The 12,476-nt window shown below is 50.6% G+C and carries 11 protein-coding genes and 1 riboswitch; of the genes, 5 read left to right on the top strand and 6 right to left on the bottom strand.

Annotated features, from left to right (window positions below; genetic code table 11):
• Window positions 1-486 precede the first annotated feature (486 nt).
• Window positions 487-807: a heavy metal-binding domain-containing protein gene (locus tag EKM83_RS11810; RefSeq protein ID WP_125577685.1), complete on the bottom strand. Its 321-nt coding sequence runs from the start codon at window positions 805-807 to the stop codon at window positions 487-489.
• A gap of 320 nt (window positions 808-1,127) precedes the next feature.
• On the opposite strand from EKM83_RS11810, the gene EKM83_RS11805 reads away from it, so the two are divergent.
• On the top strand, window positions 1,128-1,718 hold the full coding sequence (locus EKM83_RS11805) for a hypothetical protein (protein ID WP_225418674.1): 591 nt from the start codon (window positions 1,128-1,130) through the stop codon (window positions 1,716-1,718).
• Between the two features lie 44 nt (window positions 1,719-1,762).
• Here the strand turns inward: EKM83_RS11805 and EKM83_RS11800 are convergent, their stop codons facing one another.
• Complete coding sequence (locus tag EKM83_RS11800; protein ID WP_125577683.1) at window positions 1,763-2,107, bottom strand: hypothetical protein; 345 nt, start codon at window positions 2,105-2,107, stop codon at window positions 1,763-1,765.
• Between the two features lie 124 nt (window positions 2,108-2,231).
• Window positions 2,232-2,939, bottom strand: a complete 708-nt coding sequence (locus EKM83_RS11795; protein WP_125577681.1) for a hypothetical protein — start codon at window positions 2,937-2,939, stop codon at window positions 2,232-2,234.
• 129 nt (window positions 2,940-3,068) lie between these two features.
• A riboswitch (SMK box riboswitch) is annotated at window positions 3,069-3,188 on the top strand.
• Here EKM83_RS11795 and metK point away from each other — a divergent pair.
• The 3 genes from metK to EKM83_RS11780 all read left to right on the top strand — a co-directional run bounded on the left by metK (window position 3,186) and on the right by EKM83_RS11780 (window position 6,931).
• Window positions 3,186-4,373, top strand: coding sequence for a methionine adenosyltransferase (gene metK, locus EKM83_RS11790; RefSeq protein WP_125577679.1), 1,188 nt, complete (start codon window positions 3,186-3,188; stop codon window positions 4,371-4,373). It overlaps the preceding riboswitch by 3 nt.
• Before the next feature lie 687 nt (window positions 4,374-5,060).
• A complete protein-coding gene (locus tag EKM83_RS11785) occupies window positions 5,061-6,542 on the top strand; it encodes a DHA2 family efflux MFS transporter permease subunit (protein ID WP_125577676.1) in 1,482 nt (493 codons plus the stop codon).
• Window positions 6,543-6,607: 65 nt separating this feature from the next.
• Window positions 6,608-6,931 carry a DUF960 domain-containing protein gene (locus EKM83_RS11780; protein ID WP_125577674.1) on the top strand — a complete coding sequence of 108 codons (324 nt, stop codon included), beginning with the start codon at window positions 6,608-6,610 and terminating at the stop codon, window positions 6,929-6,931.
• A gap of 136 nt (window positions 6,932-7,067) precedes the next feature.
• On the opposite strand, the gene EKM83_RS11775 is transcribed toward EKM83_RS11780, so the two are convergent.
• Window positions 7,068-7,838 carry a Cof-type HAD-IIB family hydrolase gene (locus EKM83_RS11775; RefSeq protein ID WP_125577672.1) on the bottom strand — a complete coding sequence of 257 codons (771 nt, stop codon included), beginning with the start codon at window positions 7,836-7,838 and terminating at the stop codon, window positions 7,068-7,070.
• Window positions 7,839-7,991: 153 nt separating this feature from the next.
• On the opposite strand from EKM83_RS11775, the gene EKM83_RS11770 reads away from it, so the two are divergent.
• Entirely contained in the window at window positions 7,992-8,636 is a 645-nt protein-coding gene (locus EKM83_RS11770; protein ID WP_125577670.1) for a deoxynucleoside kinase, read from the top strand.
• 414 nt (window positions 8,637-9,050) lie between these two features.
• Here EKM83_RS11770 and pgmB read toward each other — a convergent pair whose 3' ends face one another.
• Together pgmB and EKM83_RS11760 are read right to left on the bottom strand one after the other, a co-directional pair.
• Entirely contained in the window at window positions 9,051-9,722 is a 672-nt protein-coding gene (gene pgmB / locus EKM83_RS11765; protein ID WP_125577668.1) for a beta-phosphoglucomutase, read from the bottom strand.
• Window positions 9,723-9,734: 12 nt separating this feature from the next.
• On the bottom strand, window positions 9,735-12,449 hold the full coding sequence (locus EKM83_RS11760) for a glycoside hydrolase family 65 protein (RefSeq protein ID WP_125577666.1): 2,715 nt from the start codon (window positions 12,447-12,449) through the stop codon (window positions 9,735-9,737).
• Window positions 12,450-12,476 lie beyond the last annotated feature (27 nt).

The raw sequence follows: 12,476 nt of genomic DNA, 5'->3' as shown, positions 1-12,476 counted from the left end.
CAGCGATAATTTCTGTGGTAAGTTCATTCATGGGGAATGCCTCCTGTGATGTTTTCTGTGGTTACTAAATATCATAAGGGAAGGCATTCCCTATTTCTATACAATTTAGAAATCTTTTGTGCGTTTACACAAGATATTTTACGCTCTCCTATCTTATTGACTATGGTTAGTATAAAGCGAGAACCAAAAGAGTTGGACGGACACTTCAATGGGGGTGGATAGTTTTGACGGGACAATAGTTGCAAAGTGGACAACCTTTATCCCATAAACGGGATAGTGTGGCATAAAACAGTTACACATCAGCATTTGTGGCTACTTTTACATGTAAGCGGTTTGCGAGTTGGTTAAAAATTTGGTCAAATAAAAAAGGTCCCCACTCCCAGATCGTTGAAAACGACGTGGGCGTAGGGACCATGAGATAATTGAGCGGAACTATGAAAGTGTAACGAACATTTTGGCTTATCAAACCGTTAAACTAACCGGAAATCACAAATATTTCACCGCAGTACCGTATGCGGCAACGGATTGCATGTCGGTACCGATCGACCCTGAATCAAATCGCATCATGACCACGGCGTCGGCTCCCATATTGCTGGCATTGGTGCGTAACCGATCGACTGCCACGTTGCGGGCTTCGTCCAGCATTTTGGTGTAGTCCTTGATTTCGCCGCCGACCACATTCTTCAAGGATGCCCCGATGTTGCGAATAACGTTCTTGGATTGGGTCGTTAACCCGAAGACTTCGCCGATGACTTCGTATTCGTGGCCAGGGATGCGTTCCGTCGTGGTAACTAAAATTTCTGTCATGAAAATGCCTCCTCTATGATGCCTTAAATATACCGGGGCGGTGGGGAAAAGGCAAGGCAAGCAGGAAACGCAAAAAAGTTTTTTCTCCCATTATTAAAGGTTTAATTGCAAGGCGACTGCATTTCGCCTGGGGTTATGGATAATTATACGAGTAGGTAGCGCTCACTCAGTGACTTCTTACAGAAAACCTGCAAGGTAAGGTGGCTACCGCCTGATCGTGATTATCTGCATATTAATAATCAGGACTGTTAATTAGAGACGAAGTGTGTTAATTTAGAATCAGCACTAGCAAACGCTAGGTAAAGGGAGGAGAAAAGCCAATGACATCTGCACCACAGGAGATCAAGCGGATCTTAGACGTTGAAGAAGCGCTGTACATGCCCATTTCAGACCAAGATCGGCAACTGATCGATGAGTTTTTAGAGCTGCGTCAAGCCTATCAGTTAGTGACCCGCCGCATCGAAAATGCCTTACAAGCGCCGTTAGACCACTATCAGCAGCAACGCCAATTTTATTTGGACGTCGGGGACCTAGCCCATTTCCGGTTGAACTTCTTTGGGCTGGTCGGGCACTTCCTGCAAAACACCGTGGGGTTGACTTATCGCCTGGAGCTGTGGGACCGAGAGTCGCATCGCAAACACAGTTTCTCAGATCAAGAATTGGCGGCAGCCATGCATTGTGAGTTTAGGACAGGCACGGTGGTGGAGACCTTGATGTATGACCGCTTGAATTTCCGGTTGCGGCGCAAATTTGACGTTCACGGACAACATTTGTACTGGGAGAAATCGCAGTTCTTCGTGGCGGGGAAGGAAGTCCCGTTGACGGACGGCCTGATGCGGCTACAACAGGAATTAGAGGCGTGCTCTCCCGGACTGCACGGGACGATTTTAAAAATTAAAGAGTTCACGTAATGGCGGACACAAAAATTGACCAATCACTTGCGGATTGGTCAATCTCAGTTGGTGGTTGAATTCAGGGCTAATTTATCAGCCAAGAGACGTTTGGTGGCAGTAATTTGGCCCCGCAAAAGGTCCTTGTGGGCGACGCCGATGACGTTGGGCCGACTCCGCAGATGCTGGTTACTACCGAGAATTTGGTCGTCAATCAGGTAGAGCGCCTCGGGAGCTATCGTGAGGTCCCAATGATGTTCGGCATGGACCTGCGTGAGGGGTAAGTGTAGCGCAGTCGCCAGGTTTTGACAAAAGTGAGCCAGTAAGGCGGCATCCACGACACGATTGCCGGTGAGCGTGGGTTGGAATTTCCCACTGAGGATATCGCCAATCACTTTGATTTCGGGCATTTTGGTTCCTCCATTATGAGATGATGCCTTATTCTAGCATGGTTTAGCGGGAAAACGGTAGTCGTCGGGCGCTGGTTTAGCGAAACTTTAAAGTCTCGGCCAAGACCATTAGGCGACTTAATGGTTAATACAAAATGAGAACGCCGGCCAAAAATTGGCAGATGCCCGAGAAAACGAGCTGATAGCGTTGGTTGAGACGGGGCTGGAGCCACCAATGCGCCGCTAATAATAAAATGATGATGAGCAAATGCCAAGAGATTGGCAACATAAATAAGGAAAGAACACAAATAATTGGGGCGATTAAGGTTAACCGCCAGTCCCGTTCGGCTGTTAAATAGTACGACTCAAAAAAGGCTAAATAACTGCCCATCAGTGGAATCAAGGGACGTAAAAACTGTAACGCGAGATAATGGTTCCGTAAGAAAAATAAAATCACCGGGACGCCGCATCCGGCCAGCACACTAAAGACAATCAGGCCGTAGACGGACTGCAGACCCAATTGCGGCACGCAGGCCAGTACCAAGAAGATGCACAGCAATAGCGCAAAAATCTGGATCAAATGGGCGTTCGGTGCAGCGAGAAACCCCATGGTTGCGGCTGCCACGACCAGGATGGGGCCGATAGTCGATTGAAAGTGACGTTTCAAGATGAGAAAGACGCCGGCTGCCAGGAAGATGCCATAGATGGCCAGGAAGAATTTTACGTCAGTCGCCAGTGGGGTACCGGTCGCGGCGGTCGTACCCGCTAGCCACCACAGAAAATTTTGACAAAAGATAAAGATGAACAGTTGTTGGACTGTTCGGTTTTTGAAGAAGGCCATGAGAGTGGTCATGGAATCGCTCCGTTTCAACTGATTATAGTATTGCCTTTTATCTTAGTAATTATTTGGCCGCGGGTCAACGGTTCTTTGAGAAAATTACCGGCGCTTCCTTTTAAGTCGGCCGGATTTGTGGTAAAATTCTTGAGTTATGAGTCAATTCCCGATAGGATTCACGCGTTTTGTGAAGCTGCCTTGTAACCGAATGGCGTTGAGATTATCGGTCAACTCGCCGTCTACTATATCTAGGGGGAATATCCATTGCAAGAAAGACATTTATTTACTTCAGAATCCGTTTCTGAAGGCCATCCCGACAAAATCGCCGATCAAATTAGTGACGCCATCTTAGATGCGATGTTACAACAAGATCCCGATTCCCGGGTTGCCTGCGAAACGTCCGTCACGACTGGGCTAGTCCTGGTCTTTGGTGAAATTTCCACCAAGGCCTACGTCGACATCCAAAAAGTGGTTCGTGAAACCATTAAGGAAATCGGCTACACGGATGGCCAGTACGGTTTCGATGGCGACAACTGTGCCGTCCTCGTGGCCATTGACGAACAATCACCCGATATCGCACAAGGGGTCGATGACTCTTTGGAAACGCGTGAAGGGGACGAAGATCCACTCGACAAGATTGGTGCCGGCGACCAAGGCCTCATGTTCGGCTATGCCGTTAATGAGACACCTGAATTGATGCCACTGCCAATCGAATTGAGCCACGCCTTGATGCGGCGGATCGCTAAGCTGCGGAAGACGGACGTCATTGATTACTTACGGCCAGATGCCAAGGCGGAAGTTACCGTTGAATACGATGATAACGAACGCCCAATCCGGGTCGACACGGTGGTCTTGAGTACGCAACACGATCCTGACGTTACGTTAGACCAGATTCGCCAAGACGTCATCGACCAAGTCATCAAGCCAGTGATTCCAGCCGAGTTGTTGGATGACCAGACGAAATACTTCATCAACCCCACGGGCCGCTTCGTTATCGGTGGACCACAAGGGGATGCTGGGTTGACGGGTCGTAAGATCATCGTCGACACGTACGGTGGTGCTGCTCACCATGGTGGTGGGGCCTTCTCTGGGAAGGATGCTACCAAGGTGGACCGCTCGGCCAGTTACGCTGCCCGCTATATTGCCAAGAACATCGTGGCGGCCGAATTGGCTACCAAGTGTGAAGTGCAAATTGCCTACGCTATCGGTGTGGCCGAACCCGTTTCGGTCTACATCAACACGTTTGGCACCGGGACCGTCGCTGAAAGCAAATTGAACGCTGCTGTTCGGCAACTGTTCGACTTGCGGCCAGCTGGAATCATTCAAATGTTAGATTTAAAGCGGCCAATTTACAAGCAAACCGCTGCGTACGGTCACTTTGGCCGGACCGACATCGACTTACCTTGGGAACACCTGGACAAGGTCGACGCTTTAAAAGCAGCCGTTAAATAAATTAAACTGAAACAGGGAGGTCGGGGCGAACAATCGCGCCGGCCTTTTGCTTACGGTACAACTGGCTGGATCAGTTATGGCCGCCTACTGTTCGCCAACTATGGGCTGACCGGTTGAGCCGAAGGACCGCGTCTCAAAGGCGCCAGTTGTCTAAACAGCAAGGAACACTGTTAAGGCAACTCCCACGGCTGAGCCCATACTTGGTGAACTCTCGGCTACGGTGGCAGTTGCTGGGCCCACCAAATCTGATTCGCCGGTGGCAGTCTCAATTGCTGTGACATGGCGGAAATTGCGAGATTAATAGTTTTCTGTGGGTAGGTTAGCCACTGTAGTCGAACACTATTTTAGCCGGGAGTGAAGTGAAATCTAGGCTCAGCCGGGGAATTTAGTAGCGGTTTTTGCTACTAAATTGGTGACTTTGAGACGTGATTTTCGGCTCAAGGCAAGGGCCGAGACCGGGTTGAGGCTCGGACCGTCCTTCCCCAGCGTTCCAGCCTAGACTTTCACGTAACGGGAGGCGACTGGCATGGACGGCTTTACGTCAGTAGAAAAAATATAAGCTAACAGCTTGTATTTTTAACGGTTAGCCGCGATAATTGGTATATTACTGAAAAACAGAAATTGGGCAGTAGCAGCAATTGGCTACGTAGATTCGTTGAGTGGTGGGGCCAACGTGAGGAGGAAATTATGTCTAAGAAACAAACTAACGTTGGTTTAGTTACCGTGGCGGTCTTTGTGGCCACATTTATGTCAGCCGTTGAGGGGACCATCGTCTCGACGGCCATGCCGACCATTGTCGGTGATTTGCACGGGGTGGCCCTCATGAACTGGGTCTTCTCCATCTTCTTGCTGACCAATGCCCTGGCGACGCCGATCTACGGCAAGTTGGCGGATACTGTGGGTCGGAAATCGGTCTTCTTGGTTGGCCTGTTCATCTTCGTATTGGGGTCCACGCTATCGGGGATGTCCCACAGTATGGAAACGCTGATTGCTTGGCGGGCGCTGCAAGGGATTGGCGCCGGGGCCATCATGCCAGTCTCCTTTACGATTCTGGCCGATATTTATCCCGTTGAGCAACGGGCGCGGGTCATGGGCCTCAATGGGTCGGCCTGGGGAATCGCTGCGGTGGTCGCACCATTACTGGGTGGCTTCATCGTTGACCAGTTGAGTTGGCACTGGATCTTTTTTATCAACATCCCCATTGGAATCATCACCATTGCTTTGATTTGGTTCTTCTTAAATGAAACCACCGAACGCAAGGCGTTTACCATGGATTGGTTTGGCTCCCTGTGGCTGTCCGTCGGCTTATTAGCGATGATGTTGACGTTCCAACTGCTGGGTGAAGGTCAAATCAACGTCTTATGGGTCATCATCGGCTTTGTCGTGGCCATCGTGGCCTTTGCCTTGTTTATTCGCCAGGAAAGACGAGTGGCTGACCCATTGATTCCGATGTCGCTCTTTAATAACCGGACTTTTGTGATTCAAAACCTGATTGCTGCATTGTTAAGTGGCTTCATCATGGGCTTTGAAGTTTATTTACCCACGTGGACCCAAGGGTTGCTGGGGTTAATGGCCTCACAAGCCGGGTTTGCCATCACGCCTAGTTCGTTGATGTGGATCGTCGGGTCGTTTATTGCGGGGAAACTCCTGCTAAATCGCTCGCCTTACAGCATTGTTAATTTGGCCTTAGCGCTGGTCTTAGTCGGCGCCGTAACGATGGCCGTGATTCCGGCTAGCACGCCGTTCTGGTGCTTCTTCGTCATTGCTGCGATCTGTGGGACTGGCTTTGGGATTACCATCACCACCACGACCGTGACCGTTCAAAGTAAAGTGGCCGTGGACGAAGTGGGGGTCGCAACCTCATTTAACACCTTGTCACGGACGCTGGGGCAAACCATCATGGTCTCCATTTTCGGGATCATCATGAACTTGGAAATGGCGCGTGGCGTGGCCAGTCACCCGGGCACTAGCCTGGCAATGATGAATAAGTTAATTAACCCTCAGACGGCCAAAGAGTTGCCAGCACACTTGCTGCCGACGTTACATGGTATTCTATATCAAGGGCTCCACGTTATCTTTATTGGTGGGGCACTGCTGATCGTCATTTCATTCTTAGTGAACTTCTTCGATCGCAAGGATACGGAACAGGTCACGGGCCATCAGGGGTAATTAGTCCCGTTTTCAGTTGAGTTACGGTATAATAATGCTAAACAACCAAAAGTGGAGGCGATAAGATGTTTGAAAGTAATCACGCGCGGTACGCGAGTTATGGCACGGTTGCGGCCTTGCCGGATAATATGATTGACGCGATCTGGCAGATTATTGATCACGACCTCCAAGGGTTGTTTCCGTTAGATAATCTGTTGACCTTTAAGCTACACAACCACCAAGGCACGACGACCTTTGAGTACGTCCAGTCGGATGATAATCAAATGACGTTGCGGGCGGGATTCGACACAGAATTTGGTTACACGCCGGAACTGCCAGAAACGGTGTTAGCTTACGACGATGGTGATAGTCAGATTATCCTGCTGCCATCCGAAACCAATGACCGGTAATATGCGAAACGAAAAAAATGATGATTGCGATGGGGATGCCCCTAGTTGCAATCATCATTTTTTGTTTTGTCTGAAGTTAGGTCAGTCGGCTGGGGCCTCGTCCGCGCACAACGAATACCTCATCAGTGACGTAAAATTACTGAATCAAGCCGAAATGCCGAAGCCCGTGGACGATGCCGTCCGTCGTGTTCGAAGTGGTGACGTAAGCCGCTTTGGCCTTGGCTTCCGGCACACCATTGCCCATGGAAATCGGGACGTCGACCTCGTCAAACATTTGTAAGTCGTTGTAGCCGTCGCCAAACGCGTACGTTTTCACGTCTTGGAGGCCGGCTTTAGCCAATAATGCCCGGATACCGGACTGCTTGCTGACGCCGTGGACCATGGTGTCTAGGCAACGGGGGTTGTTGCGGACTAAATCTAGTTGCCCCGCAAACTCATCGTGGTATAATTGGTCTTTGTCACGGTTGAACACATTGATGAAATTGATCTCTTGATGCTGATACCATTCAGGGTCCACCACGGGATTCAGCCGCAAGAGTTGAAAGTTCTCGGTGGTGTCAGCGTTGGCTTGGCTGAGCCTGAAGCCGGCGCGGTTGTAGTAGGCCAGCGGGTCATGGTGCGCGTTGGCAAAGGCCGTAATGGCATCTAGCGTTGATTGGTCGATGATGGATGCGGTGAGGCGTTTGCCTTCAAATTGGACGTAACTGCCGTTGGCACCGACGACAGAGTCAATGCCAGTGGCGTCCAAGACGTATTGAATTTCAAAAATGTTTCTTCCTGTCGCAATAACTGGTAAAATATGATGTTGTTGCATTTCGTGAATGGCAGCGATGCTGGCTGGCAAAACGTTCTTGTGGTCGTCAAACAGGGTGCTATCCAAATCAAAAAAGACGATTGCTTGATACATATTTAACCTCCTAAATGTTGACGTGTTGCGGTTCTATTATACAACAAGAACCAAAGTTGACGAAATGGCGGGAATTTTTTTGCCAAGCAGATGTAGTAGTTGCCGTTTTTATGTTACACTATATCTTGTATTTTGAATTAAAGAGGGGCTATCATGGTGATAATTACAGCTGGAATGATCGGTGTCGGTAAAACGACCCTTACTGGAAAGATTGCGTCACACTTGGAAACTCAAGCATTTTTTGAACCGGTTGGTGATAACCCAGTGTTACCACTTTACTACCGGGACCCAAAGCAATACGGGTTCTTGCTACAAATCTACTTCCTGAACAAGCGCTTTAGCATGATCAAGCGGGCCCTAGCGGACGACAACAACGTCTTGGACCGTTCCATCTATGAAGATGCGCTCTTCACGCGGGAAAACAACGCAGAAGGCAACATTACGGACACTGAGCTGGAAGTTTACCTCAACCTGCTGGACAACATGATGAACGAACTGAATGAATTGCCAAAGAAGGCCCCCGATTTGTTGGTATATGCCGACGCTGACTTCGATACGATCCTTCACCGGATCAAGAAGCGTGGCCGGGACTACGAACAATTCGATGACAATCCTGAATTGGAATCCTACTACAAGAAGATGTGGACGGCCTACCAAGGTTGGTTCGCCGATTACGATGTGAGCCCTAAGATCAAGATCGACTTACAAAAGTACGACCTTGATGTTCCGGGTAACACGGAATTAGTATTGGCACAAATCGACGATGCCTTAAAGGACATCCGGACGCCAGTCAAATAAGCACCATCTTTGCCACCACCGTTCAGTCGGCTGGTGGCTTTTTGTTGCAAAAATGTGAATGGGTCGCCGTTCGTTTAACGCTTCGTAGCGAGAAATGTCCGCCTACCGTCCGCCAACTATGGGTTGGAACGCGGTGGGCGGCCGGACCGGGCCTGACGAAGGCTCAGATTTCACTAGTTTTAGTGGACGAGCCGCTGGCGCACCTATTAATTCAGCTTTCTTTAGTTGATTAAGAAATCCTAAAGAAGTAATCCCAGATGGTTACATCTAGCCGCTGAATTTCGTTAGTAAGAGTAGGGGGTGTTTGGGTACTGATTTTAAATGGCTGAAACTAGCTAACCGCTTGCAGTTCCACTCTCCCAGTCTAAAAAAGCACGCCGCTTCCAATCTTGGAAGTGGCGTGCTCAAAGCGGATTAACCTAATTTCTTAGCGATGTTAGCCAAAGTCACTTCCGCCGTGTCAGCGAAGACCATGTCAGCGGCGCCCAGTTCAGTGGCATCACCAATCCCCAGGGAGACTTCACCGGCAGCGTTGATGGCAGCGACACCCGCAGCGGCGTCTTCAACCCCGATACATTGGTTAGCGGGGAGGTTCAAGAGTTCCGCGCCCTTAGTGTAGATTTCTGGATCCGGCTTGCCGTGGGTCAGGCTGGCTGGGTCAACGATTTTAGGGAAGTAGTCGGCCAGTTGTAATTTGCCCAAGACCCGTGGTGCGTTCTTAGAAGCAGAGGCCAATGACAATTGGTAGCCCTTGGCGCGCAGGTCGTCCAAGAAGGCCTTCATGCCGGGCAAAATGTTAGCAGGCGTCATCTTGTCGACTTCGGCCACGTAGTTCGTGTTCTTTTGGGTAGCCAATTGTTCCTTTTCGGCCTGGGTGTAGTCATTTTCCTTACCCCCGGCCTTTAAGATCATTTCCAATGAGTCCATCCGGCTAATGCCCTTCAAGCCGTTGGCAAGTTCATCGCTCCAAGCAACGCCTAAGGAATCGGCGAGTTGGTGCCAAGCGGTCCCGTGCAAAATGGAGGTGTCGGTGATGACACCATCGAGGTCAAAAACAAATCCTTTAATATCAGCAAACTTAGTCATGTCAAGCACTCCTTAATAAGTAATGGTTTGTGGAACGTTAGGTTTTAGTGAAACGTCTTGTTGCCCAATTTTTAGTGTTGCGGCGTGATCCGCGGTAACGGTCACGTGGTGGTGATCAATCGCAAAGGTGTAACGCGTGCCGCGCAGGAGGTGGCTGAATTTGACCGCATCCCAAGCCTGAGGCAAATGGGGATTGACCGTCAGTTGTTCGGCCAACGCATCGACCCCAGCGTAGTAGCGTGTCGACATCAACGTGACGGCGCCCATGACGCCTAAGTGAATGCCTTCAGCCGTGGTCCCACCTTGGATATCGTAGTAATCGGAGAACAACGCCTGCGAGAAGAGCTTCCAGGATTGATCCATGTTCCCAGCCATGGCGGTCAGTGCGGCGTAAACGATGCGGGACAGCGTCGAGCCGTGCGTCGTGCGGTCCAGGTAATATTGCAAGTTCTGGAACAAAGCGTGGTGGGGCAGTTCATAACCCAACTGCCGCAAGAGACCCAAGACTTGAGGCGCATCCAAATTGTAAAAGACCATGAGGGCATCGGCTTGTTTGGCCACTTGATAGGCATCGGGTGTCTTGCCCTCGGCCTTTAAGATGCGATCCATTCGGGAAATATCACCGTACTTCTTCCGGTACTTGGTGAAGTCCAGTTGAGGTAATTTGAAGTAGCCCTCGAATTGACCGATGATACCGTCCGGACTGATGTCGAGCTTGAGGTGATGACTGACGGCGGCAAATTGCTTGAGCGTGTCGTCAGTGACCTGGGTCTTCTGGTCGACGGTGTGCACGGTGGTGGCGGGCAACGTTTGGCGAATCTGCTTGAGCTGGTTGAACAACCAGGTGACCATCAGATTGGTGTAAGCATTGTTGGCCAGGCCCGTGGTATCGGCGTTGGGATAGTTTTCGTGAAATTCGTCGGGACCCATGACCTTGTCGATCGTGTACCGGTGATTGGCGTTGTTCAGCGTGGTCTTGCTGAGCCAGAATTGCCCAATTTCCTGGAGCATTTCCAGACCATATTTGGCCATGAAATCGGTGTCGCCGGTGATGCGGCTGTACAGAATGACATTGTAGGCGATGGCCAAGGACACGTGGCGTTGCAATGATGAGTAGTCCGGGTCCCAGGTGTTGGTCAACGGGTTCAAATGCGTGATCTGTGATTGTTCATCGCCGACCGCACCCGATTGCCACGGGAACATGGCACCAGCATATCCGGCAGCTTGCGCGTTCTTCTTGGCCGCTGGCAAACGCCGGTAGCGATAAAGTAACAGTTGCCGCGTTAATTTCGGATCATGAAGCGCAAAGACGGGCAAATCAAACATTTCGTCCCAGAAGACGTGGCCCCGATAAGCCTCACCATCAAGTCCACGGGCATTGATCGATGCGTCGATCTGGCCTGAGCGAATCGCCTGGACCGCTGAGAAGAGGTGATACAGGTTGACCCGCGTCAGCTTTTGCGACGTGATATCGCCGCTGATCTGAATGTCAGCGTCCGCCCAGCGCTTTTGCCAATAAGCGGTACTGCTAGTCAGCGTGTCGGCAAAGGAGGCTTGCTTCAACTCGTCAGTGGCCGCTGTCAGTAGGTTGCCGGTCGTTTCGCGACTGGTGAAGAGCACCACGTTTTTTTCAAAGGTATAGGTGTGCTGTGGTTGCACGTCGACAGAGCGCATTTGCCGCACCTGTTGTTCCGCGTTGGGCCGGGTATCGGTTGGCGCGTTCAAAGCTTCGCCAGGACCGGTCAAATGGGCACCGATGGCCAAGTCAACGTGTGAGGACCGCGTTTGCGCTTCCAAAAAGATACTATCAGGCTGTTGGCTAGTCCCGGTGACACGCAAATGGCGTTGGTCGAAGGCGTTGTAACGGGCGACGTTGCCGTTGACAACGCTACCATCAATGGTGGAATAAACCTGGAGGCTGCCCGCAAAGTTGATGGGGGTAATGCTGTAGCGAATGGCCAACCGGTGCCAGTCTTTGAAGTTAGCCAGCTTACTGGTCTTGATCTGTAGCGTGTGACCGGTCGACAGCTGGACCAACATGGTCGTGGTCAGTGTCCCGGTGTGCAGATCCAAGCTCCGATAGATGTCTTGGATGTCGGCCGCTTTAATTTGAAAGGGATTCTGGTGGTCGACGCCAAAAGAAAGGGCCTGGGCGTTGGGCAGGTTGACCAGGTCTTCGTTAGTCACTTGGCGGCCATTGAGGTTAGTGGTCAACTGGTCATAGAGCCCGGCCGTGTACATGCCAGGGTAGTTGTCGTCATCGGCATGAGCTTCCGTATAGGCGCCACGCACACCGAAGAACCCGTTGCCCACCGTGAGCATGGCTTCCTGACCGTAATTGCGTTTGCCTTGGTATTGGCCATAGTAGTCCAAGTGCCAGGTCAAGTAGTCGCGTTTGGCGGCTAAGGCGGCTTCTAGTCCCTGATCAGCGATGGCTTGCTTGCTGACGACGGGGATGTTTAACATGTTGGTGATGGCTAGTCCGATGTCGATTCGCTGGTGGTTGATGCCGACGACCGTATCGGAGAAGGGATAGCTCAAGGCATTATCCACCACGGCGGCGTCCACATCGAGCCCGGCTAGTTTCAAACGGAGATTCTCGAGGTTTTCACCAATCGTTTGTTCAGAATTATAGGCAATAATAAATTGCCGCTCGCCAGTTTGATCTGTCGGGTGGTAGCTGACTTCCAATGAATCATCTAAGACGTGTAATGTAATGATTTTCAAAGCGCATTCGTCATCCTTTCTGCTAAA

This window comes from Levilactobacillus angrenensis (assembly GCF_003946085.1).
In the GTDB taxonomy this organism is placed as follows: Bacteria; Bacillota; Bacilli; order Lactobacillales; family Lactobacillaceae; genus Levilactobacillus; species Levilactobacillus angrenensis.
This window is presented reverse-complemented; position numbering and strand designations above follow the sequence as displayed.

Bases quoted from the DNA above. Each gene is read 5' to 3' on its own strand.
- EKM83_RS11775 (WP_125577672.1), bottom strand. From the start codon at position 7,838: ATGTATCAAGCAATCGTCTTTTTTGATTTGGATAGCACCCTGTTTGAC.
- EKM83_RS11800 (WP_125577683.1), bottom strand. From the start codon at position 2,107: ATGCCCGAAATCAAAGTGATTGGCGATATCCTCAGTGGGAAATTCCAA.
- EKM83_RS11785 (WP_125577676.1), top strand. From the start codon at position 5,061: ATGTCTAAGAAACAAACTAACGTTGGTTTAGTTACCGTGGCGGTCTTT.
- EKM83_RS11795 (WP_125577681.1), bottom strand. From the start codon at position 2,939: ATGACCACTCTCATGGCCTTCTTCAAAAACCGAACAGTCCAACAACTG.
- EKM83_RS11810 (WP_125577685.1), bottom strand. From the start codon at position 807: ATGACAGAAATTTTAGTTACCACGACGGAACGCATCCCTGGCCACGAA.
- EKM83_RS11805 (WP_225418674.1), top strand. From the start codon at position 1,128: ATGACATCTGCACCACAGGAGATCAAGCGGATCTTAGACGTTGAAGAA.
- EKM83_RS11770 (WP_125577670.1), top strand. From the start codon at position 7,992: ATGGTGATAATTACAGCTGGAATGATCGGTGTCGGTAAAACGACCCTT.
- EKM83_RS11780 (WP_125577674.1), top strand. From the start codon at position 6,608: ATGTTTGAAAGTAATCACGCGCGGTACGCGAGTTATGGCACGGTTGCG.
- pgmB (WP_125577668.1), bottom strand. From the start codon at position 9,722: ATGACTAAGTTTGCTGATATTAAAGGATTTGTTTTTGACCTCGATGGT.